23 protein-coding genes are annotated in these 22,635 nt (G+C 63.3%); 7 read left to right on the top strand and 16 right to left on the bottom strand.

The features are described from left to right. Window positions 1-69: 69 nt before the first annotated feature. From recG to exbB, 5 genes are all read right to left on the bottom strand, one after another. Window positions 70-2,145, bottom strand: coding sequence for an ATP-dependent DNA helicase RecG (gene recG, locus NTD82_RS25020; protein WP_095158941.1), 2,076 nt, complete (start codon window positions 2,143-2,145; stop codon window positions 70-72). Window positions 2,146-2,154: 9 nt separating this feature from the next. Then, a complete protein-coding gene (locus tag NTD82_RS25015; RefSeq protein ID WP_095158942.1) occupies window positions 2,155-3,075 on the bottom strand; it encodes a hydrogen peroxide-inducible genes activator in 921 nt (306 codons plus the stop codon). A gap of 147 nt (window positions 3,076-3,222) precedes the next feature. After that, complete coding sequence (locus NTD82_RS25010) at window positions 3,223-3,957, bottom strand: energy transducer TonB (protein ID WP_262130707.1); 735 nt, start codon at window positions 3,955-3,957, stop codon at window positions 3,223-3,225. Beyond that, window positions 3,954-4,382, bottom strand: a complete 429-nt coding sequence (gene exbD / locus NTD82_RS25005; RefSeq protein ID WP_095158944.1) for a TonB system transport protein ExbD — start codon at window positions 4,380-4,382, stop codon at window positions 3,954-3,956. Before exbD ends, NTD82_RS25010 begins: the two co-directional genes overlap by 4 nt. Before the next feature lie 3 nt (window positions 4,383-4,385). Further along, complete coding sequence (exbB, locus tag NTD82_RS25000) at window positions 4,386-5,393, bottom strand: tonB-system energizer ExbB (RefSeq protein ID WP_095158945.1); 1,008 nt, start codon at window positions 5,391-5,393, stop codon at window positions 4,386-4,388. Window positions 5,394-5,590: 197 nt separating this feature from the next. Here exbB and NTD82_RS24995 point away from each other — a divergent pair, with 197 nt between their 5' ends. Continuing rightward, complete coding sequence (locus NTD82_RS24995) at window positions 5,591-6,448, top strand: SDR family oxidoreductase (RefSeq protein WP_262130706.1); 858 nt, start codon at window positions 5,591-5,593, stop codon at window positions 6,446-6,448. Window positions 6,449-6,460: 12 nt separating this feature from the next. On the opposite strand, the gene NTD82_RS24990 is transcribed toward NTD82_RS24995, so the two are convergent. The 5 genes from NTD82_RS24990 to NTD82_RS24970 form a co-directional block, all read right to left on the bottom strand. Beyond that, complete coding sequence (locus tag NTD82_RS24990; RefSeq protein WP_262130705.1) at window positions 6,461-7,198, bottom strand: hypothetical protein; 738 nt, start codon at window positions 7,196-7,198, stop codon at window positions 6,461-6,463. A gap of 55 nt (window positions 7,199-7,253) precedes the next feature. Continuing rightward, complete coding sequence (locus tag NTD82_RS24985; RefSeq protein ID WP_095158948.1) at window positions 7,254-7,634, bottom strand: RidA family protein; 381 nt, start codon at window positions 7,632-7,634, stop codon at window positions 7,254-7,256. Window positions 7,635-7,657: 23 nt separating this feature from the next. Beyond that, the gene (gene spoT / locus NTD82_RS24980) at window positions 7,658-9,766 is read right to left on the bottom strand and encodes a bifunctional GTP diphosphokinase/guanosine-3',5'-bis pyrophosphate 3'-pyrophosphohydrolase (protein WP_095158949.1); all 2,109 of its coding nucleotides are present in this window, start codon (window positions 9,764-9,766) and stop codon (window positions 7,658-7,660) included. Between the two features lie 60 nt (window positions 9,767-9,826). Beyond that, window positions 9,827-10,090, bottom strand: coding sequence for a DNA-directed RNA polymerase subunit omega (gene rpoZ / locus NTD82_RS24975; RefSeq protein ID WP_095158950.1), 264 nt, complete (start codon window positions 10,088-10,090; stop codon window positions 9,827-9,829). Between the two features lie 165 nt (window positions 10,091-10,255). After that, window positions 10,256-11,128, bottom strand: a complete 873-nt coding sequence (locus NTD82_RS24970; RefSeq protein ID WP_262130704.1) for a LysR family transcriptional regulator — start codon at window positions 11,126-11,128, stop codon at window positions 10,256-10,258. Between the two features lie 242 nt (window positions 11,129-11,370). On the opposite strand from NTD82_RS24970, the gene NTD82_RS24965 reads away from it, so the two are divergent. The 4 genes from NTD82_RS24965 to NTD82_RS24950 all read left to right on the top strand — a co-directional run bounded on the left by NTD82_RS24965 (window position 11,371) and on the right by NTD82_RS24950 (window position 16,718). After that, the gene (locus NTD82_RS24965) at window positions 11,371-12,753 is read left to right on the top strand and encodes a glutamine synthetase family protein (protein WP_095158952.1); all 1,383 of its coding nucleotides are present in this window, start codon (window positions 11,371-11,373) and stop codon (window positions 12,751-12,753) included. Between the two features lie 18 nt (window positions 12,754-12,771). Continuing rightward, a complete protein-coding gene (locus NTD82_RS24960) occupies window positions 12,772-14,265 on the top strand; it encodes an aldehyde dehydrogenase (protein WP_262130703.1) in 1,494 nt (497 codons plus the stop codon). Window positions 14,266-14,279: 14 nt separating this feature from the next. Beyond that, a complete protein-coding gene (locus tag NTD82_RS24955) occupies window positions 14,280-15,059 on the top strand; it encodes a gamma-glutamyl-gamma-aminobutyrate hydrolase family protein (RefSeq protein WP_095158954.1) in 780 nt (259 codons plus the stop codon). Window positions 15,060-15,164: 105 nt separating this feature from the next. After that, window positions 15,165-16,718 (top strand): APC family permease, encoded by a 1,554-nt coding sequence (locus NTD82_RS24950; protein WP_095158955.1) that lies wholly within the window; start codon window positions 15,165-15,167, stop codon window positions 16,716-16,718. A 21-nt stretch (window positions 16,719-16,739) separates the two neighbouring features. Here NTD82_RS24950 and gmk read toward each other — a convergent pair whose 3' ends face one another. Together gmk and NTD82_RS24940 are read right to left on the bottom strand one after the other, a co-directional pair. Then, window positions 16,740-17,360 (bottom strand): guanylate kinase, encoded by a 621-nt coding sequence (gmk, locus tag NTD82_RS24945; RefSeq protein WP_262130702.1) that lies wholly within the window; start codon window positions 17,358-17,360, stop codon window positions 16,740-16,742. A gap of 13 nt (window positions 17,361-17,373) precedes the next feature. Further along, on the bottom strand, window positions 17,374-18,237 hold the full coding sequence (locus NTD82_RS24940) for a YicC/YloC family endoribonuclease (protein ID WP_262130701.1): 864 nt from the start codon (window positions 18,235-18,237) through the stop codon (window positions 17,374-17,376). Window positions 18,238-18,498: 261 nt separating this feature from the next. Here NTD82_RS24940 and rph point away from each other — a divergent pair, with 261 nt between their 5' ends. Further along, window positions 18,499-19,221: a ribonuclease PH gene (rph, locus tag NTD82_RS24935; protein WP_262130700.1), complete on the top strand. Its 723-nt coding sequence runs from the start codon at window positions 18,499-18,501 to the stop codon at window positions 19,219-19,221. 54 nt (window positions 19,222-19,275) lie between these two features. On the opposite strand, the gene NTD82_RS24930 is transcribed toward rph, so the two are convergent. Further along, on the bottom strand, window positions 19,276-20,055 hold the full coding sequence (locus NTD82_RS24930) for an exodeoxyribonuclease III (RefSeq protein ID WP_095158959.1): 780 nt from the start codon (window positions 20,053-20,055) through the stop codon (window positions 19,276-19,278). Window positions 20,056-20,136: 81 nt separating this feature from the next. Between NTD82_RS24930 and pyrE the strand changes: the two genes are divergently transcribed. After that, entirely contained in the window at window positions 20,137-20,778 is a 642-nt protein-coding gene (pyrE, locus tag NTD82_RS24925) for an orotate phosphoribosyltransferase (protein WP_095158960.1), read from the top strand. Window positions 20,779-20,819: 41 nt separating this feature from the next. On the opposite strand, the gene NTD82_RS24920 is transcribed toward pyrE, so the two are convergent. The 3 genes from NTD82_RS24920 to NTD82_RS24910 are packed head-to-tail and all read right to left on the bottom strand — an operon-like array spanning window position 20,820 to window position 22,561. After that, window positions 20,820-21,485: a DUF799 domain-containing protein gene (locus NTD82_RS24920; RefSeq protein ID WP_262130699.1), complete on the bottom strand. Its 666-nt coding sequence runs from the start codon at window positions 21,483-21,485 to the stop codon at window positions 20,820-20,822. Further along, complete coding sequence (locus NTD82_RS24915; protein ID WP_095158962.1) at window positions 21,482-21,853, bottom strand: DUF4810 domain-containing protein; 372 nt, start codon at window positions 21,851-21,853, stop codon at window positions 21,482-21,484. The genes NTD82_RS24920 and NTD82_RS24915 overlap by 4 nt, the downstream gene beginning before the upstream one ends. A 27-nt stretch (window positions 21,854-21,880) precedes the next feature. After that, window positions 21,881-22,561, bottom strand: a complete 681-nt coding sequence (locus NTD82_RS24910; protein ID WP_110969771.1) for a CsgG/HfaB family protein — start codon at window positions 22,559-22,561, stop codon at window positions 21,881-21,883. Between the last annotated feature and the right edge of the window lie 74 nt (window positions 22,562-22,635).

Here is a 22,635-nt window from a genome sequence, read left to right as displayed (position 1 = left end):
CCAAATTTTTTACAGAGGCAGAGTATACCCAGCTTGACCGGGTGGCTGGATCCAATTGCGTGGATCACGTCACACCTGGCCATATTGTTGGCCGTGACGCAGCCAGCGTTCGAGCAGCGGGCTGACGTGATCGGGCCAGCGCGCCAACAGCGCCTGGGCGGCGTCGCGAACGGCGGGCAGCAGGTCGGCATCGCGCATCAGGTCGGCGACCTTGAACTGCAGCAGGCCGGTCTGGCGCGTGCCGAGCATTTCGCCCGGGCCGCGCAGTTCCAGGTCCTTTTCGGCGATGACGAAGCCGTCGTTGGTTTCGCGCATGATCCCCAGGCGTTCGCGGCCGATCTGCGACAGTGGCGGATGATACAGCAGCACGCAGTGACTCACGGCGCTGCCGCGGCCGACACGGCCACGCAATTGGTGCAACTGGGCCAGGCCCAGGCGCTCGGGGTTTTCGATGATCATCAGGCTGGCGTTCGGCACATCCACGCCGACCTCGATCACGGTGGTGGCCACCAGCAGTTGCAGGCGGCCTTCCTTGAACTCGGCCATGATCGCGGCCTTTTCCGCAGGCTTCATGCGCCCGTGAATCAGCCCCACATGCAGCTCGCCCAAGGCGCTGGAAAGCTCCTCGAAGGTGGTTTCGGCGGCCTGGCAGGTCAGCTCTTCGGATTCTTCAATCAAGGTGCACACCCAGTACGCCTGGCGCCCTTCGGCACAGGCGGCACGCACCCGTTCGACCACTTCGAAGCGCCGGCTGTCGGTGACCAGCACGGTGTTGACCGGGGTACGCCCGGGCGGCAGTTCGTCGAGGATCGAGGTGTCGAGGTCGGCGTAGGCGCTCATGGCGAGGGTCCGCGGGATTGGGGTCGCGGTCATGATCAACTGGTGCGGGCAGAAACGGCCGCCCACGCCTTTCTGGCGCAAGGCCAGGCGCTGCTGGACGCCGAAGCGGTGCTGTTCGTCGATGATCGCCAGGGCGAGGTTGTGGAATTTCACCTCTTCCTGGAACAGCGCATGGGTGCCAACCACCATGGGCGTGCCGCTGGCGATCTGCTCCAGCGACGCGGTGCGGGCCTTGCCCTTGAGCTTGCCGGCCAGCCACGCGACTTCGATACCCAGCGGTTCGAGCCAGCGTTTGAAGGTGATGTAGTGCTGTTCGGCGAGAATCTCGGTGGGCGCCATCAGCGCCACCTGGTAGCCGGCTTCCAGCGCCTGTAGCGCGGCGAGGGCGGCGACCACGGTCTTGCCCGCGCCAACATCGCCCTGGACCAGGCGCAACATGGGCTCGGGCTGGCTCAGGTCGTAAGCGATTTCATTGCCGACCCGCTGCTGCGCGCCGGTCGGCGGGAAGCCCAGGTTGGCGAGGAACTGCGCCGGCAGCCGCTTGGCCTTGGGCAGCACCGGCGCGCGCAGGGCCCGCAGGCTTTCCCGCAGGCGTTGCTGTGAAAGCTGGTGGGTGAGCAGTTCTTCGAAGGCCAGGCGATGCTGGGCCCAATGCTGGCCTTCGGCGAGCTCATCGACATCGGCATCGGCGGGCGGCTGGTGCAGGTAGCGAATGGCCTGGTCCAGCGGGCCGAGCTGGTAGTCGCGGGCCAGTTCCTCGGGCAGCCAGTCCGGCAGGCTGCGCGGGCCGAGCATGGCCAGGCTCTGCTGGCTCAACTGGCGCAGGCGCTGTTGAGTGAGGCCTTCTGTGGTCGGGTATATCGGGGTCAGGGTCTGGTCCACCGGCGCCGGCTCGTCGCCGGTAAGGGCGCGGTACTCGGGGTGGTAGATTTCCAGCCCCGAGGCGCCGGGCCGGGCTTCGCCGTAGCAGCGCAGGTGGGTGCCGCGCTTGAGGCCGTCTTTCTGGGCGTTGCTGAAGTGATAGAAGCGCAGGCTCAGCACGCCGCTGCCATCACCGAGGCGCACGACCAGGCTGCGGCGTTTGCCCATCACCACGTCTGCGCCGCTGACCACGCCTTCGATGACCGCATCCTGGCCAGGACGCAGCGCACCGATGGGCACCACGCGGGTGCGGTCCTGATAGCGCAGGGGCAGATGGAACAGCACGTCCTGGAGGTTTTCCAGGCCGACCTTGGCGAGCTTCTCGGCCATGGCTTCGCCGACGCCTTTCAATGCGGTGACCGACACCTGGGACAACTCGGTCATGGCGAAAACCTATTGGTCCGCGGGTGGCTTGGCCACCGAGCACAGACGGATCGAATCAGCGAGGATCTCAATGGCCTTCGGCCGCGGGAAACTGGCCCGCCAGGCGATGGCCACGGTGCGGAACGGCACGGGCGGGCTCAACGGACGGACTTCGATCACGCCAGGCGCGTAGTGATGGCTGTGCACCGCCGACAACGGCAGGATCGAGATACCGAGGCCAGAGGCGACCATGTGACGGATGGTTTCCAGCGAGCTGGATTCCACCGTGGTGTGCTTGGCGCCGTCGCTGCCCTTGGCCAGGGTCGGGCAGGCCTCGAGCACCTGGTCGCGGAAGCAGTGACCTTCGCCCAGCAGCAGCAGGCTCTTGTCGTTGAGCAGGCTGGCGTCGATGGTCTCTTGCTGGGTCCAGGGGTGGCCGCTGGGCATCAGCACATAGAACGGCTCGTCATAGAGCGGCAGCGTCAGCACGTCGGCTTCATTGAACGGCAGGGCGATGATCACCGCGTCCAGTTCGCCGTTGCGCAGTTTGTCGCGCAGCACGTGGGTGAAGTTTTCTTCGATGTACAACGGCATCTGCGGGGCGACCCGGTGCAGTTGTGGAATCAGGTGGGGGAACAGGTACGGGCCGACGGTGTAGATGGCTCCGACCTTGAGCGGCGCGGTCAGCTGGTTCTTGCCAGCCTGGGCCAGTTCGCGGATGCCCTGGGCCTGTTCGAGGACTTTCTGCGCCTGGGCGACGATGCTTTCGCCGACCGGGGTCAGGCGCACCGCGCTTTTGCTGCGCTCGAAAATCAGTACGCCCAACTCGTCCTCAAGCTTTTTCACGCCCACCGACAAGGTCGGCTGGCTGACGTGGCAGCGTTCGGCGGCGTGGCCGAAATGCTGTTCCTGAGCGAGAGTGACGATGTAGCGTAATTCTGTGAGGGTCATAACATGCGTCCATGAAGTAGCGGCCCCAGCATAGCGGCTGCAACCGATAGAAGCACGTTATCAGACTTGCATCGGGGCGACAGAAACAATGATCCAGGCTTCATGAAGGAAGACGGCGACCCGAGGGTCGCCGTCTTTTTTCCAGCCTTAGCGCTTGTCCAGCGAGTAGACGAACGGTGCAACCACTTCGATGCTGCCGTTGTTGAGCAGCTCCTTGGGTGGCGCCGGCACTGGCTGTGCCTTGCGGATCATCTCCAGGGTCGCGCGGTCCAGCGCGGCACTGCCCGAACCTCCGGCCAGCGAGTAGGACAGGATCCGGCCTTCGCCATCGACCACGAAGCGCAACCGGTTGATGCCCTGCAGGCCGCGACGGCGAGCGTCTTCCGGGTAGCGTTTGAACTTGCCCAGGTGACGCAGCAAGTCGCTCTGCCAGGTCGGCAAGGCGTTGCTGTTGCTGGCGATGCTCGGTGCCGGTGCCGCCGATTTTTGCGCCGGCGCGTTGCTCGGCGGGGTATCGACGACGTCCTGCTCGACCGGTTTCTCCTGCGGATCAGGCTTTTGCTCCGGCTTTGGCGGCTGGGGCTTGGCCTTGGGTTTGGCAGGTTTCGGAATAGCGATTTTCGGCTTCGGTGCTTCAACCAGCTTCGGCAACGGCGGTTCTTCTACCGGTGCGGGCGGTTGCGGCGGCGTCACGACCTTGGGCGGTGGTGGCGGCGCCGGCTCTGGCATCGGAGCCATTTCGATCATCATTGCTGCGGGCGGCAGTTCGATGGCCTGCGGTGCCGACCAGTTCAGCGCCAACACGATTGCGATGGCATGCACTGCCAGCACGAGTAACAGGCTACCGCCGTAACGCCCCAGCTTGTACCGGGTCTCGATCATTTCTTGGCTGCCGTCTCAAGCCCGACCAGACCGACCTTGAGGTAGCCGGCGGCGCGCAATGTGTTCATGACTTCCATCAGATCGCCGTAGTCCACACCTTTGTCGGCCTGGAAGAAGATCGTGGTTTCCTTGTCACCCTTGGTCTTGGCATCCAGCATCGGCCCCAGCTGGCTCGGTTGCTGGACCAGGTCTTCACCGAGGTAAAGCTTCTGGTCAGCCTTGACGCTCAGGAACACAGGCTTTTCCGGTCTCGGCGCGGGCTTCGCGGTCGAGGCTGGGAGGTCGACCTTGATGTCGACCGTCGCCAGCGGCGCTGCCACCATGAAGATGATCAGCAGAACCAGCATTACGTCGATGAACGGCGTAACGTTGATTTCGTGGTTTTCGGCGAGATCGTCGCCGCCCTCGTTAAGATGCAGGCCCATGGTTTACCCCACTTTCACCATGTGCGGCTGCGCGGAACGCTCGCCAGGCTGGTGGTCCAGGTCACGGCTGACCAGCAGCAGTACCTGTGCGGAGGCGTCGGACACCTGAGCCTTGTAGCCTGCGATGGAGCGGGCGAAGACGTTGTAGATGACAACCGCCGGGATCGCGGCAACCAGACCCAGCGCGGTGGCCAGCAGTGCTTCGGCGATACCCGGGGCAACGACTGCAAGGTTGGTGGTCTGGGTTTTGGCGATGCCGATGAAGCTGTTCATGATGCCCCAGACGGTACCGAACAGACCGACGAACGGTGCGGTGGAACCGATGGTAGCCAGTACGCCGGTGCCGCTGCTCATGTTGCGGCCGCTGGCGGCAACCAGGCGTTCGAGGCGGAAGCTGACGCGTTCCTTGATGCCTTCTTTCTCGCGGGCGTTGGCCGACAGGTGCATTTCTTCCAGCGCGTCATGGACCAGCGTGTGCGACAGGGTGCCGGGGACGTTGGTATTGTCGCTGGCGTCCTTGAGGCTGACCGACTTCTTCAGCAGGCCGATTTCGCGACGCAAGCGGCGCTTGGCCCCCAGCAGCTCGAAGCCTTTGGCGATCCAGATGGTCCAGGTGATGATCGAGGCGATGGCCAGGCCGATCATGACGGTTTTGACGATGACGTCAGCGTTCTGGTACATGCCCCATGGCGACAGGTCGTGGCCCAGGCCCAGGGTTGGGTCGTCGGCGAGCGGTTCGCCGTCGGCATTCAGGGGACCTTCCACCGACGCTTCGACTGGCGCGGCGGCCGGGTCTGCCGGAGTAGCGGCTGCGTGCTCTGCGCCGTGTGCGGCAGCGGTGCCTTCTGCGGCTGGCGTCGCAGGTGCGACCGCTGCTGCTGGAGTGGCGGTGGCTGCGGCAGGTTCTTCTGCCATCGCGGCAGGTGCCAGCGTCAGGCTGAGCATCAGCGCTGCGATGGCGCGCAAGGCGCGCGACGTGGTTGGCGAAGCGGAAGGTTGGATGCGTGTCATGCTGGCCGGACCTGATGAAGAGGATGCGTGAATGGTCTTCAAGGCCTCGAAACAGGCCGAGAACAGAAAAAAGGGGCGGCCATTATTGCAAGTAATTCTTGTTAGCAGAAGTAATAAAGTAGCTTTTTTTACAGCGATGGCTAGCCGCCTATCGATTTTGGCGAAATAGTTCGGTCTTTGGTTATGGGAGTTTTGGCATGTCTTTACCTTCAGTTCTGATCGTCGGCTGTGGCGATGTCGGGGGGCGCCTGGCCAGGCAATTGCTGGCTTCTGGCTGGGCGGTCAGCGGCTTGCGCAGGAATACTGGCGCTTTGCCGGAGGGGGTCACGGGCATCAAAGCCGATCTCGAACAAGGTCAATGCCCGGCTGATTGGCCGGTGGTTGCGCCTGATTATCTGGTCTACAGCGTGGCCGCTAGCCAGCATGACGAAGCGGGCTATCGCTCGGCGTATGTCGAAGGGCTGCGCAATGTGTTGGGCTGGCTGGCCGAGCGCGGGCAGAAGCCGCGTCGGCTGCTGTTCGTCTCCAGCAGCAGTGTTTTCGCCCAGCAGGACGGCGAGTGGATCGATGAAACCGCGGAAACCGCGCCACGCGAGTATTCCGGGCGGGTGATGCTGGAGGCGGAGCGCCTGGCGTTGCAGAGCGGTGTGCCGGCCAGCGTGGTGCGCCTGACCGGGATCTACGGGCCGGGCCGCGAATGGCTGCTCAGCCAGGTGCGCCAAGGGTATCGGGTCACCGAGGAACCGCCGCTGTATGGCAACCGCATCCATGCCGAGGATGCCGCCGGCCTGCTGGCGTTCCTGCTGCAGGCGGATCGGGACGGGCGGGCGCTGGAGGATTGCTACATCGGCGTGGACGATGCGCCCGCGCCGCTGGCCGAGGTGGTGGCCTGGTTGCGCGAGCACATGGGGGTTACCGAGTGGTCCGAGGAGCAGCGCGTGCGCCGTACTGGTAGCAAGCGCTGCAGCAACGCCCGGGCTCGGGCGCTGGGCTGGACGCCCACATTTGCGAGTTATCGCGAAGGCTATGCAGCGATTCTTGAAGGGCGCGGCTGAAGCGCCCGTCCGTTATTTCTGTTCCAGCAGCCAGCGGCGAGCGCCGGGGCGCAGCGATGGCATTTCGTCAGGCTGGGAGTCGTTGATGGCCTGGAAGATTTCCATCTGCTTGCCGTCGCGCTTGAAGATCCACGGATTGCCCTGCTGGTTGCGCTCGAGCCACAGGCTGTCGAACTTGCCGGTCATGCTGGCGCAATCGCCCGCCAGGCAAAGGGCGTAGCGGTCCAGATTGGGCAGGCCGTCGAGGGCGCCGTTGTCGCGAAAGCGCACGGTGCCGCCCTGGCCAGGGCCTTCGAGGATTTTCCAGTTGCCTTTCAGGTAGGCGCCATACAGGGCCTGCTCGAAGGCGGCGCCTGGGGGAATATCGGGGTTGATGGTGTCGCTGCTGCGCTGGAAACGCTGTTCCGGGGCCCAGTCGCTGGTGGCCTGCACCAGTTCCTTGCCATCCAGTTCGAGGTTTTCCACCTGGTCGCCGTCGAGTTCTACTTGCCAGTGGTCTTCATCGATGGCCTTCAGGCGGCCTTCCACCAGCTCGAAGCCGTTGCTGTAGCTGGCTTGTCCGGCGGCGACGTTGACCTTCCATTCGAAGTTCGGTCCGTGGCGCTCGAGTGCGTAACGCAGGCCAGTGCCTTTGGACGCAGCATCGATGGCGTTCTGGTTGATCCAGACACCGTTGTAGTCTTCGGGTTTGTGGCTCGCGCAGCCGCCGAGCAGTGCGGCAAGCAGCGAAAGGGCAAGCGCGTTGCGCATTACGGGGTCCTTCAGGGGAGGAAAAGCGGCGAACCCTCAGGCTCGCCGCAGGGTATTACTCGAGAACCAGGATCGCGTCCATCTCGACCTGCGAGCCGCGTGGCAGGGCGGCAACGCCGATGGCCGCGCGAGCCGGGTACGGCTGCTCGAAGTAGCGGCCCATGACTTCGTTGACCTTGGCGAAGTGGCTCAGGTCGGTCAGGAAGATGTTCAGCTTGACGATGTCCTTGAAGGAACCGCCAGCAGCCTCGGCCACGGCCTTGAGGTTTTCGAACACCTGGACGGTCTGGGCTTCGAAGCCTTCGACCAGTTCCATGGTTTTCGGATCGAGCGGGATCTGGCCCGACATGTAGACGGTATTGCCGGCCTTGATCGCCTGGGAGTAGGTGCCAATGGCGGCTGGGGCCTTGTCGCTGGTGATGACAGTCTTGCTCATGGTGACTCCTTGCACGGGAAGGGCTACGCGCGCATGCGGGTGATGCGGATGACCCCCGCCAGTGCGCGCAGTTTCTTGATCACGCGGGCCAGGTGTACGCGGTCGTGCACGCTGACCACAAGCTGGACGACGCTGATGCGGCCATCACGCTCGTCCATGCTGATTTTCTCGATGTTGCCGTCGGCCGCGTTGACGCTGCTGGCGAGCAGGGCGATCAGGCCGCGCTGGTGTTCCAGCTCGACGCGCAGTTCGACGTTGAACTCGCCGGTGACGTCCTTGGCCCAGGAAAGCTGGATGCATTTTTCCGGGTTATGGCGGATTTCACTGATATTGCGGCAGCCTTCGAGGTGCACCACCATGCCTTTTCCGGCCGAGAGGTGGCCGACAATGGGGTCGCCCGGAATCGGCGTACAGCATTTGGCGTAGCTCAGCACCAGACCTTCGGTACCGCGGATGGCCAGCGGGCTTTCCGGGCTTGGCAGCTGCTCGCCTTCGCTGGAGAGCAGGCGTCGGGCCACGACGTAGGCCATGCGGTTGCCCAGGCCGATGTCTTCGAGCAGGTCTTCGATCAGTTCCAGGCGGTACTCTGCGAGCATGGCCTGGACGCGCTCTGGCGGAATCTTGTCCAGGGCGCTGTCGAAGCCGTTGAGCACCTTGTTCAGCAGGCGTTCGCCCAGATTGATGGACTCGGAACGGCGCTGTAGCTTGAGGGCGTGGCGGATGTGCGTGCGGGCCTTGCCGGTGACCACGAAGTTCAGCCACGCCGGATTCGGTCGTGCGCCCGGGGCACTGACGATTTCGACCGTCGAGCCGCTCTGCAGCGGTTCGGACAGCGGCGCGAGGCGGCGGTTGATCCGGCAGGCGATGCAGCTGTTGCCGACGTCGGTGTGTACCGCGTAGGCGAAGTCGACCGCAGTGGAGCCTTTCGGCAGCTCCATGATGCGGCCCTTGGGCGTGAAGACGTAGACCTCGTCCGGGAACAGGTCGATCTTCACGCTTTCGATGAATTCGAGGGAGTTGCCAGCGCGTTGCTGCATTTCCAGCACGCCCTTGACCCACTGCCGTGCGCGGGCGTGGGTGCCCTTGGGCTGTTCGTCGTCGCTGGACTTGTACAGCCAGTGGGCGGCGATGCCGTTGTTGGCCATCTCTTCCATCTCGCGGGTGCGGATCTGGATTTCGATGGGGACCCCGTGCATGCCGAACAGCGTGGTATGCAGCGACTGGTAGCCGTTGGCCTTGGGGATTGCGATGTAGTCCTTGAAGCGGCCGGGCAGGGGCTTATACAGATTGTGCACGGCACCGAGCACGCGGTAGCAGGTGTCGACCTTGTCGACGATGATGCGAAACGCGTAGACATCCATGATCTCGTTGAAGGCGCGACGCTTGCCGCGCATCTTCTTGTAGATGCCATAGATATGTTTTTGCCGACCGCTGACTTCGCCTTCCATGCCATCCACCGCCAGGGCGTGGCTGAGCGACTCTTCGATCTTGTTGACGATTTCCTTGCGGTTGCCGCGTGCACGTTTGACAGCCTGGTAGATGCGCGCCGAGCGCATCGGGTACATCGCCTTGAAACCCAGGTCCTCGAACTCGATGCGCACGCTGTGCATGCCGAGGCGGTTGGCGATGGGGGCGTAGATTTCCAGGGTTTCCTTGGCGATGCGCCGGCGTTTTTCGCCAGACAGCACTTCAAGGGTGCGCATGTTGTGCAGGCGGTCGGCCAGCTTGACCAGAATCACCCGGATATCCCGGGCCATGGCCATGGCCATCTTCTGGAAGTTTTCCGCCTGGGCCTCGGCCTTGGTCTCGAAGTTCATCTGGGTCAGCTTGCTGACGCCATCGACCAGTTCCGCGACGGTTTCGCCAAACTGTGAACTGAGGGCTTCCTTGGCGATGCCGGTGTCTTCGATCACGTCGTGCAGCATGGCCGCCATCAGGCTCTGATGGTCCATGTGCATGTCGGCGAGGATGCTGGCGACGGCCAGCGGATGCGTGACGTACGCCTCGCCGCTGCGGCGGCGTTGGCCGTCGTGGGCCTGTTCAGCGTAGAAATAGGCTCGGCGGACCAGGTTGACCTGGTCGGGCCCGAGGTAGGTCGACAGACGATCGGCGAGGGCATCTATGCTCGGCAAGATACGACCTCCTGCCGAGGATAAGGGACCCGCGCCGCACAACGTCGACCAGGCATAGACTTAGACGGCCTCGTTGGCCTCTTCGTCGAACGCAGTGAAGACCGGGTCTTCAGTGACGATATCTTCTGCGGCGAGAAACTCATTGGTAATGAAGCCTTCGGCGATTTCGCGCAGGGCAACGACGGTAGGCTTGTCGTTTTCCCACGCCACTTTCGGCTCTTTGCCGCCGGTGGCCAGTTGGCGGGCACGCTTGGTGGACAGCATGACCAGCTCAAAGCGGTTATCCACGTGGTCTAGACAATCTTCAACGGTTACGCGGGCCATGGTGTTCCTCAAATAGCGAATGCGGTGTTCTGCCCAAATGGGCGAGCGGACTCGATAGTTTAAAAAATCACCAGCCGTTAGGGAAGCGCTGATTTCGGTTCGAGCCCCGGATATGCCGACGATACCTACTTGTAAGCGTCTATTACAACTGTCTTGCGCGACCTGTCAGATCAACGCATTGCGCAAACGCGGGGTCAGTTCGTCGAACAGTGCCTGGACCGAGCGCAATGCCCGGCAATCCGGGCGGGTCAGCAGCCACAATTGGGTATCGCAACCGGGTAGCGCTTCGCTCAGTTGCTCGACCCCCGGCAGGGTGTGCGCCATATAGTCCGGCAGCGCGGCCACACCGAGGCCGGCGCTGACCAACTGGGCGATGGACGAAATGCCGCTGCAGCGGTAGCGCGGCATTACGCCGGGCAGTTTTTCGCTGCGCCAGACCACCGTGGGGTGATCCTGCATGGAATCGTCCGGCGAGATCCACGGCACGCTGGCGGGCGCTTCGGTCAAGCGGCTGCGAAATTCCTCGCGACCGCACACGACATAAGAAGCCGAACCCAGGCAGCGTCCTACAAGATGCTCGGGCGGCGAGTTGGTCAGGCGCAAGGCCAGGTCAGCGTCGCGGCGGCTGAGGTTGGCGAAGGTGTTGGACGTCGCCAGTTCCAGTGACAGCGCCGGGTATGCCGGCATGAACTCGGCCAGCGCCGGCAGCAGCAGGCTGTGCAATACCGCGTCGGTGCAGGTCAGGCGCACAGTGCCGCTGACCACCTGTTCGCCATGGGTCAGCGCCACGCGTGCGGCGTCCAGCGCCTGCTCGGCGCGCTCGGCCTGTTCGGCCAGGGCCTGGGCGGTGCCGGTGGGGATGTAGCCCTTGCGGCTTTTAACGAACAACGCGGTACCGAGCGCGGCCTCCATCCGCCGGATCGAGCGGAACACCGTGGAAACGTCGACCTTGAGCAGTTCTGCCGCCTTGGCCAGGGAGCGTCCGCGGACCAGGGCGAGAACCAGGGAGAGGTCGGCATGGCTGATCTGATATTGCATCGATGCACTCTTTGCTTGCCAAAATGCCAATGTCTGTTGCGTGGGGGCCATTCTATAGTGCGACGGTGGCCGTCTAGCAAGGCGTGATGCCGCAGAACCTGGAACGCTCGTCCGATAGATGACGCGCCAGCCGTTCCCCACGATGGAAATCCCGAGAATAAAAGCCAGCCATCGCCGCCCCGAATACGCGCATTACCCCCCTACATCGCTGCCCCAATAAAAACTCTAAAGGATGCCTAGCCATGACGTCGGTCTCTCCGTGCGCCATCCCCGTTGACGAAATGGCCGAATTTCTAAAGGCCCACCCTGAGGTGCAGTACGTCGATCTGCTGATCGCCGATATGAACGGAGTGGTGCGCGGCAAGCGCGTCGAGAGGGCGAGCCTGGTCAAAGTCTACGAAAAGGGCATCAACCTGCCCGCGTCGCTGTTCGCCCTGGACATCAATGGCTCAACGGTGGAAAGCACCGGCCTGGGCCTGGATATCGGCGACGCCGACCGCATCTGCTACCCGATCCCCGGCACCCTGAGCTTCGAGCCCTGGCAGAAGCGTCCTACCGCGCAGTTGCTGATGACCATGCACGAGATGGACGGCAAGCCGTTCTTCGCCGACCCGCGCGAAGTGCTGCGTGGCGTTATCGAGAAGTTCGACGCCCTGGGCCTGACCATCTGCGCCGCGTTCGAGCTGGAGTTCTACCTGATCGACCAGGACAACCTGAACGGTCGCCCGCAACCGCCGCGTTCGCCGATTTCCGGCAAGCGTCCGCAATCGACCCAGGTCTACCTGATCGACGACCTCGACGAATACGTCGATTGCCTGCAGGACATTCTCGAAGCCGCCAAGGAACAGGACATCCCGGCCGACGCGATCGTCAAGGAAAGCGCCCCGGCGCAGTTCGAAGTGAACCTGCACCACGTCGCCGATCCGCTGAAAGCTTGTGACTACGCGCTGCTGCTCAAGCGGGTGATCAAGAACGTCGCCTACGACCATGAAATGGACTCCACGTTCATGGCCAAGCCTTACCCGGGCCAGGCCGGTAATGGCCTGCACGTGCACATTTCGCTGCTGGACAAGGCCACCGGCAAGAACATCTTCACCAGCGAAGACCCCGAGCAGAACGACGCCCTGCGCCACGCCATCGGCGGCGTGCTGGAAACCATGCCGGCGTCGATGGCCTTCCTCTGCCCGAACATCAACTCCTACCGCCGTTTCGGCGCGCAGTTCTATGTGCCCAACGCGCCGAGCTGGGGCCTGGACAACCGCACCGTGGCCGTCCGTGTACCGACCGGCAGCGCCGACGCCGTACGCATCGAGCACCGCGTGGCCGGCGCCGACGCCAACCCTTACCTGATGATGTCGGCGATCCTCGCCGGTATTCACCACGGGCTGACCAACAAGATCGAACCGGGCGCGCCCATCGAAGGCAATTCCTACGAGCAACTGGAACAGAGCCTGCCGAACAACCTGCGCGATGCCCTGCGCGAACTGGACGATAGCGAAGTCCTGAACCAGTACATCAGCCCCGACTACATCGATATTTTCGTCGCCTGCAAGGAAAGCGAACTGGCGGAGTTCGAGGTGTCGATTTCCGACCTCGAATACAACTGGTACCTGCATACCGTGTGATGCCCGGAGAACAGAACAATGACAATTCCGACCCGCGAACAATGGGAAACCCTCTTCCAGCAACTGCGCATCGAGGGGCGCGCCTTCATCGACGGTGAATACCTCGAAAGCGCCTCTGGCGAGACCTTCGACTGCATCAGCCCGGTGGACGGTCGTGCCCTGGCTGCCATCGCCAGTTGCGATGCCGCCGACGCCGAGCTGGCAGTCGCTGCCGCGCGCCGCAGTTTCGACAGCGGCGTCTGGGCGCAGCAGGCGCCGGCCCAGCGCAAGCGCGTGCTGATCGCCTTCGCCGACCTGCTGCTGGCCAACGCCCGCGAGCTGGCGTTGCTGGAAACCCTGGACATGGGCAAGCCGATCGCCGACTCGCTGAGCATCGACATTCCCGCGGCGGCCAACGCCATCCGCTGGAACGCCGAGGCGATCGACAAGGTCTACGACGAAGTCGCGCCGACCGCGCCTGACCAGCTTGGCCTGGTGACCCGCGAGGCGGTGGGTGTGGTTGCCGCCATCGTGCCCTGGAACTTCCCGCTGATGATGGCCTGCTGGAAACTCGGCCCGGCCCTGGCCACCGGCAACTCGGTGATCCTCAAACCGTCGGAAAAATCTCCGCTGACCGCCATCCGCATCGCCCAACTGGCGGTGGAAGCCGGCCTTCCGGCCGGTGTGCTCAATGTGCTGCCAGGTTTTGGCCACACCGTCGGCAAGGCCCTGGCCTTGCACATGGACGTCGACACTCTCGTGTTCACCGGTTCGACCCGCATCGCCAAGCAACTGATGGTGTATGCCGGCGAATCGAACATGAAACGCGTCTGGCTGGAGGCCGGCGGCAAGAGCCCGAACATCGTCTTCGCCGACGCGCCGGACCTGCAGGCCGCGGCTGAAGCCGCCGCCAGCGCTATCGCGTTCAACCAGGGCGAGGTCTGCATCGCCGGTTCGCGCCTGCTGGTGGAGCGCTCGATCAAGGAGCAGTTCCTGCCGATGGTGGTGGAGGCGCTCAAGGCCTGGAAACCAGGCCATGCGCTGGAGCCGGAAACCCGCGTCGGTGCGCTGGTCGACACCACTCAACTGGACACCGTGCTTGGCTACGTCGAGGCCGGCAAGGCCGATGGCGCGACCCTGGTCACCGGTGGCCGCCGTGTGCTTGAAGACACCTGCGGCGTCTACGTCGAGCCGGCGATCTTCGATGGCGTGAACAACGCCATGCGCATCGCCCGCGAGGAAATCTTCGGCCCGGTGCTGTCGGTCATCACCTTCGACAGCGCCGAAGAAGCGATCGCCATCGCCAACGACTCGCCGTTCGGACTGGCCGCGGCGGTGTGGACCTCGGACCTTTCCAAGGCCCATCGCAGCGCTCGCGCCCTGCGCGCCGGCAGCGTCTGGATCAACCAGTACGACGGCGGCGACATGACCGCGCCGTTCGGTGGTTTCAAGCAGTCGGGCAACGGCCGCGACAAGTCGCTGCACGCGTTCGACAAATACACCGAACTCAAGGCGACCTGGATCAAGCTCTAAGGGAGGCTGGATCGATGAAGCAGGATTTGCGCAAGACGCCTTTGATCGGCGTCACTGCATGCCGTCAGATGCTGGGCAACACTGCCTCCCACACCGTGGGCGACAAATACGTCGAGGCCGCCGCGTTTGCCGGCGTGCCGCTGATCCTGCCGGCGCTCACCGAGGCGCTGGACCCGCAGCGCCTGCTGGAACGCCTCGACGGCATTCTTTTTACCGGCTCGCCTTCAAATGTCGAGCCGCATCATTACAATGGCGCCCCCAGCGTCGAAGGCACCCGGCACGACGTGTTTCGTGACCGGCTGACCCTGCCGTTGCTGCAGGCGGCGATTGCCGCCGGCGTGCCGGTGTTCTGCATTTGCCGTGGTTTCCAGGAGCTCAATGTGGCCCTGGGCGGAAGCTTGCACCAGCGTGTCCAGGAGCTGCCCGGCTATCTGGACCACCGCGAGCCGCAGGACGCCCCGCTCGAAGAACAGTACAGCCCGCGTCACCTGGTGACGGTCGAACCCGATGGGAAATTCGAGCGACTGGGGTTACCGCAGCAGTTCATGGTCAACTCGCTCCACAGCCAGGGCATCGACCGCCTGGCTGAGGGCTTGCGTGTCGAGGCATTGGCCCCGGACGGGTTGATCGAAGCAGTTTCCATGGAGGATGCGCCCGGCTTTGTGGTCGGAGTGCAGTGGCATCCGGAATGGCGTTATGCCGAAAACCCGGTTTCGTTGCGTCTTTTTCAGGCGTTCCGTGCAGCCTGTAATGCCTACGCCGGTGGTCAGCGCTACCGCGAGGCGAGCCTGTAACGCCTCGGGAGCGACGTTTGCGCCCAGGCCGATCCGGCAGATTCATTGAGTGCGGGCATCAATTGATGCCCTGAAAAACAATACCAATAGCGACGGCAACTACTCATGAGCGATTTCCAGGCAAGCCTGACCCCGAGTACGGCGGGGCAGGCTCGCGCAAGCGCCGGCACATCCGGAGCATCCAAGGGGCTGGCCAAGGGCCGGCTCGGACTGCTCGCCAGTATCGTGCTCGGCATTTCCACCATCGCCCCGGTGTACACCCTCACCGGCGCGCTGGGTCCAACGGTCCGCGAAGTCGGCGCGCACTTGCCGGCGGTGTTCATCGTCGGCTTCCTGCCGATGCTGCTGGTAGCCCTCGGCTATCGCGAGCTGAACGCGGCCGAACCGGACAGCGGCACCTCCTTTACCTGGTCGGCTCGCGCCTTTGGCCCGATGATCGGCTGGATCGGCGGCTGGGGCCTGGTTACGGCCACCACCATCGTCCTGTCCAACCTGGCCGGTGTGGCGGTGGACTTCTTCTATCTCTTCCTCGGGCAACTCACTGGCAGCCACGAGGTGGCTGCGCTCAGCGACAACCTGCTGATCAACGTCATCACCTGTTGCGTGTTCATCGCCATGGCGGTGTGGATCTGCTGTCGCGGCATCGGCACGACCATGGCGGTGCAGTACGGCCTGGTGGCGCTGCAACTGTTGGTGCTGATAGGTTTCGCCATCGCGGCGTTCGGCGGCTCGACCCCCGAGCAACCGCCGATGAACTTCCAGATGGACTGGTTCAACCCGTTCGGCGTCGAGTCCTTCTCGGCCTTTACCGCCGGCCTGTCGCTGTCGATCTTCATCTTCTGGGGTTGGGACGTGTGCCTGACCATGAGCGAAGAGTCGGTGGGCAGCGATGAAGTGCCTGGCCGCGCCGCGACCCTGACCGTACTGCTGATCCTCGGCCTGTACCTGGTCACCGCTATCGCCACGCTGCAATTCGCCGGTATCAGCGAAGTAGGGCTGGGCCTGGGCAATCCACGGATCCAGGAAAACGTCTTCGCTCACCTCGCAGGTCCAGTCATGGGCCCGCTGGCAATCCTGATGTCCATCGCCGTGCTGGCGAGTACCGCCGCGTCGCTGCAATCGACCTTCGTCTCCCCGGCCCGCACTCTGCTCGCCATGGGCTACTACGGCGCCGTGCCAGAGCGCTTCGCGCGCATCTGCCCGCGCTCGCAGACTCCGCGTTATGCCACCATCTGCGCCGGCATCGCCGCCGGTGTGTTCTACGTGACCATGCGCACCTTGAGCGAAAACGTGCTGGCGGACACCATCACAGCCTTGGGCATGATGATCTGCTTCTACTATTCGCTGACGGCGTTCGCCTGTGTCTGGTACTTCCGCCACAGCCTGATGGACAGCGCGCGGCACTTCATGATGAGAGGCGTGTGCCCGTTGCTGGGCGGCGGGATTCTTTCGGTGATCTTCGTTCAGACCGCAATCGACAGCGCCTCGCCTTCGTTCGGCAGCGGTTCGCATGTGGGCGGGTTGGGGCTGGTGTTCGTGATCGCGATGATCATCCTGCTGCTGGGCATCGTCCTGATGCTGCTCTCGCGTCTGCGCGCGCCGGCGTTCTTCCTTGGCATGACGCTGCGCCGTCACGCAACCATCCCGAGCCGCCGCTGAGGCGGCCGGGACGGCGAGGGCTCAAGCCAGCAGTTGCTTGAGCAGCTCGCCGTGGCGTTGTTGCTGGCTTTCGCGCTGCAGGCGATTGGCGCGGAACACCGCTTTCAAATCTTCCAGCGCCGTGGCGAAGTCGTCATTGATGATGACGTACTCGTATTCGTCGTAGTGCTTCATCTCGCTGACCGCTTCGCGCATCCGGCCTTCGATGATCTCGTCACTGTCCTGGCCACGGTTGGTCAGGCGCTGGCGCAAGGCCTGCTGGCTCGGCGGCAGGATGAAGATCGAGCGCGTGCCCGGCATCTGATCACGCACCTGCTGCGCGCCTTGCCAGTCGATTTCCAGGATCAGGTCATGGCCTTCATCGAGGGTCTGCTGCAGCGCGCTGCGCGAGGTGCCGTAGCAGTTGCCGAAGACTTCGGCCTGCTCGAGGAAGTCGCCCTGAGCGTTCAGGCGGTCGAACTCGGCGCGGTCGACGAAGTGGTAGTTCACCCCGTTGTGCTCGCCCGGACGCATGGCCCGCGTGGTGTGGGAAACCGACACGCGAATGTGGTTCAGGTCGTCGGTCAGGGCCTTGACCAGGCTGGTCTTGCCGGCGCCGGACGGGGCCGAAATGATGTACAGGGTGCCGCTGCTGTGTTTCATGATGGGGGTGGCCTTACTCGATGTTCTGTACTTGTTCACGCATCTGCTCGATCAGAACCTTGAGGTTGACCGCCGATTGGGTGCTGCGTGGGTCGAAGGCTTTGGAGCCCAAGGTGTTGGCTTCGCGATTGAGCTCCTGCATCAGGAAGTCCAGGCGCCGGCCCGCTGCACCGCCGGACTTGAGCACCCGACGCACTTCGGTGACGTGTGTGCTGAGACGGTCGAGCTCCTCGGCGACATCGCTCTTCTGCGCCAGCAGGACCATTTCCTGTTCCAGGCGTTGCGGATCGAGTTCGGCCTGCATGTCGCTGAAGCGGTCGAGGATCTTCTGCCGCTGGGCGGCGAGCATCTGCGGCACCAGCGCGCGCAGGGTGGTGACTTCCTGGCTCATGCTGTCCAGGCGCTCGTTGATCAGCCGCGCCAGCTCCGCGCCTTCGCGGTTGCGGCCATTTTTCAGCTCCTGGAGCGCCGCGTCGAACAGCTCGATGGCTTCGACGTTCAAGGCTTGCGGGTCGTTGGCATCGACGACCAGCACGCCGGGCCAGGCCAGCACTTCCAGGGGATTGAGCGGTGCCGGCTGCTTGATCAGGCTGGCCACGGTCTCGGCGGCGGCCACCAGTTGTGCGGCGCGCTCACGGTCCACCTGCAACGGCTTGCCGGCGTTTTCTTCGTTGAAGCGCAGGGTGCACTCGACCTTGCCGCGGGAAATCCCCTGGCGCAGCGACTCGCGTACGGCGCCTTCAAGATCGCGGAAGGCGTCCGGCAGACGCAGGTGCGGCTCAAGGTAGCGATGGTTGACCGAGCGCAGTTCCCATATCAGGGTGCCTTGGGTCCCGGCTCGTTCGACACGAGCAAAGGCGGTCATGCTGTGCACCATGGGAAGTACCTCGCAGATAGATGAAGGGAAAGCCGACAGGCTGCAAAGGCGCAGGATTGTAACGCAGTGCGCTGCCGGCTCCCATAAACGGATGTGACAAACACTGCGCTGAACGCCGACAAAAACCTGTCGAAGCCCGATGTGCGCGGGGTTTGAGCCGTGCGACGGGCGGCGGGCGGGCCTTTCGCGCTCAGGCATGTCCAGTCGCGGCCTGGCGCTCTATAATGCTCGGCAGATTCGAACCCAGTACAGGTATCCCCTATGAAACGTCCAAGTGGTCGCGCTGCCGATCAGCTCCGCTCGATCCGCATCACCCGCAACTACACCAAGCACGCCGAAGGGTCGGTACTGGTTGAGTTTGGCGACACCAAAGTCGTCTGCACGGTCAGCGTCGAAAATGGTGTTCCACGCTTCCTGAAAGGCCAGGGCCAAGGCTGGCTGACCGCCGAGTACGGCATGCTGCCGCGCTCCACCGGTGAGCGTAACCAGCGCGAAGCCAGCCGTGGCAAACAGGGTGGCCGCACCCTGGAAATCCAGCGCCTGATCGGCCGCTCGCTGCGCGCCGCGCTGGACATGAGCAAGCTGGGCGACATCACCCTGTACGTCGACTGCGACGTGATCCAGGCCGACGGCGGTACCCGCACCGCGTCCATCACCGGCGCCATGGTTGCCCTGGTCGATGCGCTGCGTGTGGTCAAGAAGCGTGGCGGCCTGAAAGGCGGCGACCCGCTCAAGCACATGATCGCTGCCGTTTCGGTGGGCATGTACCAGGGCGAGCCGGTCCTGGACCTGGATTACCTCGAAGACTCCGCTGCCGAAACCGACCTGAACGTGGTCATGACCAGCGCTGGCGGCTTCATCGAAGTCCAGGGCACTGCTGAAGGCGCGCCGTTCCAGCCGCAGGAACTCAACGCGATGCTGGAGCTGGCGCAGAAAGGCATGGCCGATCTGTTCGAGCTGCAAAAGGTGTCGCTGGCTGACTGAGCCATCGCCCAATAAAAAAGCCGACCCAAGGGTCGGCTTTTTTGTGGCTGACGATCAGATCGTCAGCGTCCAGTCGTAGTCCACGATCAGCGGCGCGTGTTGCGAGAAGCGCGGCTGGCGCGGCAGGCGTGCGCTTCGTACGAAGCGGCGCAGGCCGGGGGTCAGCAACTGGTAGTCGAAGCGATAGCCCAGGTTGAGCATCTCGGCTTGTTCGTTATCTGGCCACCAGCTGTACTGGTCGCCTTCGCGGCTGACTTCGCGCAGGGCATCGACATAGCCCATGTTGCCGACGATCTCGTCCATCCACGCGCGTTCCGGGGCGAGGAAGCCTGGCGACTGCTGGCTGTCGCGCCAGTTCTTGATGTCGAGCTTCTGCTGCGCCACGTACAGCGAGCCGCAATAGATGTATTCGCGGCGTTTACGACGTTGCTTGTCCAGGTACTTGGCGAAGTCGTCCATCAACTTGAACTTCTGGTTCAGGTCTTCATCGCCGTTCTGCCCGGAAGGCAGCAACAGGGTTGCAATACTGACTTTGTCGAAATCGGCCTGCAGGTAACGTCCGTAGCGGTCGGCTGTCTCGAAGCCCAGGCCGCTGATGACTGCCTTGGGCTGCAACCGCGAATAAAGTGCCACGCCGCCTTGGGCGGGTACTTCTGCGTCGCAGGCATAAAGGAAGTAGCCATCTAGCTGAAAAGCCGGGTCGTCGAGTTCAAAGGCCGAGGCGCGGGTATCCTGAAGGCAGATGACGTCGGCATTCTGAGCTTGCAGCCAGCTGAGCAAACCACGCTCGACCGCAGCCTGAATGCCATTAACGTTCACACTGATGATCCGCATAAATGGCCCCAAAAATCACGTGCGTGTATGATACCCGAGCTCTACTCAATTAGCTAAATCCGTGGTAATCCGGGACTCTTCATGCAGCCGTATCAGCGCGACTTCATTCGTTTTGCCATCGATCGCGGGGTTCTGCGCTTCGGTGAGTTCACTCTCAAGTCGGGTCGTACCAGCCCGTATTTCTTCAATGCCGGCTTGTTCAACAGTGGCTCGGCCCTGGCCCAGCTTGGACGTTTCTATGCGGCGGCGATCGTCGACAGCAAGATTCCGTTCGATGTCCTGTTCGGCCCGGCCTACAAGGGTATTCCCCTTGCCGCGGCGACCGCGGTGGCCCTGGCCGAGCAGCATCAGCTTGACGTGCCATGGTGCTTCAACCGCAAGGAAGCCAAGGACCACGGCGAAGGCGGCAGCCTGGTGGGCGCGGCGCTGACCGGCGAAGTGCTGATCATCGACGACGTGATCACCGCCGGCACCGCGATCCGCGAAGTCATGCAGATCATCCAGGGCCAGCAGGCCAAGGCCGCTGGCGTGCTGATCGCGTTGAACCGCCAGGAGCGCGGCAACGGCGAGCTGTCGGCGATCCAGGAAGTGGAGCGCGACTTCGGCATTCCGGTGGTCAGCATCGTTTCCCTGACCCAGGTCCTTGAGTTCCTCGCCGACGATCCGGCGCTCAAGCAGCACCTGCCGGCGGTGGAAGCCTACCGCGCCCAATTCGGCGTCTGAAATGAAAACGGGCCGCTTCAAGCGGCCCGTTTTCATTTGGCTCAGTCTTTTCCGTAGTGCGGCGAGCGGGGTCCGTAGAGGATGCCGCCGTTCTTGTACGGCGTCAGCAGACGGGCACCGGTGATCCCGGCAATCGGGTAGCCGGCATCGTCCTGCACGCTGCTGATGATCTGATTGACCGCAGCGGTGATCAGCAGGCCGATAATCCCGCCTCCGCTGTTGTTCTGATTCTCCTGGCTGGACGCCGTGGCCGCACCGGTCCACAGGGTCTTGCCGCTGCGCAGGTCGACCAGGCTGGCCTTGGCCGTCACAATGGTTGCGCTGCTGATGACCATGTAACGCGTGCCATAGTCACTCACGGTGACATACAGCGCCGCGTCCGCACCGAAGATGTCGTGCAGCTTGTTGGTGGGCAACTGGTGGATGTCGCTCGGCGTGGTCATGCCGTTCTGACGGAAGGTCTCATCAACCAGCGCCACCGGCAGCACGTAATACCCGGCTTCGGCCAGCGGATAGGTCACGTTCGACAGCATGCTGTAGGTCGCCTTCACATCCGGCGACTCGTTCAGCGGCGGCAGGATGAGAATCGAGCGCGGGTTGGCCTGCTTGTATTCCGAGTAATCGACGCTCTTTTGCTGGTGAGCGCAGCCGGCGAACAGCGCGAGGATGCAGGCGCTCGCCGCCAGTTTGAACAGACGCTGGATCATTGTTTGGCCACTCCCTGGCGTGCGTTTTTCAGCAGAAAGTCCATGTAGGCCGCCGATTCAGGGAACAGCGCTTTCTCGGTCTGGAACTGCTGGACCATCTGATCATCCTTGCCGAGGCTCGAATACAGCAGGCCAAGCTGGGCGTGGTAGCCCGGAGGAACGGCGCCGTTCTTGGCGCGAATTTTCTGCAGATCACCTTCCAGTGCTTCGACCTGCGCTTCTTTCGACTCGCCCTTGAAGTACTGATAGACCTGCGGTTGGTAGCCTTCCCACTGATACAGGGTTTTCGGCCCGGTGCAGCCGGACAGCAGGATGCTGCCCAGCAGAACGCCGGCGACTGCGCGCCAGCTCAGGGTTGCCGTACTCATTACGGTTCGTCCTTGTGCGTAGAGTCTTTAAGGGGTGACAGGTTTCCAGGCGCCGCTTTCCACGGCGTCGACCAGCTTGTTCACGGCTTCGCGCATGGCCAAGTCGAGCACCTTGCCATTGAGGGTCGAGTCGTAGCTGGCGGTGCCGCCGAAACCGATGATTTCGCGGTTGGACAGGGCGTACTCGCCCGCGCCCTGGCTGGAATAAACCACTTCGGAGGTGCTGATGTTGACGATGTTCAGCGCAACCTTGGCGTAGGCGATCTGGGTCTTGCCGCGACCGAGGATGCCGAAGAGCTGATGGTCGCCGACTTCCTTGCGACCGAATTCGGTCACATCACCGGTCACCACGTAATCCGCACCTTTCAGACGCTGGGCCTGGCCCTTGATGGCCGCTTCTTGCTGGATTTCGCCCATGTTGTCGCGGTCCAGCACGTTGAAGCGATTGGTCTGCTGCAGGTGGGTGATGAGGATGGTCTTCGCCTGACCGCCGAGACGGTCGATGCCGTCGGAGAAGATGCCGCGCATGTAGCTGGAGCGGTTGTCGAACTTGCCGACCGCGATAGGCGCACGCACACCGCTATAGGGGCGGCTGACGCTTTCGACCTGCTGCACGGCGACCGCTCTGGATGTTTCTGTTGCACAACCTGCCAACGACCCGAAAGCGATGGCGGCTGCCAGCACGAGTCCATGTGAAGCATATTTCACGCTGTTTCTCCCAAATAAACACAGAAAACGGTTCAAGCGATCATGAAAAAGCCCGCCTGGTAGCGGGCTTCTCA

Origin of the sequence: Pseudomonas sp. 5P_5.1_Bac1 (assembly GCF_025466015.1) — a bacterium.
In the GTDB taxonomy this organism is placed as follows: Bacteria; Pseudomonadota; Gammaproteobacteria; order Pseudomonadales; family Pseudomonadaceae; genus Aquipseudomonas.
The sequence above is the reverse complement of the archived record's forward strand: the minus strand, read 5'-3'. Positions and strand labels throughout refer to the sequence as shown.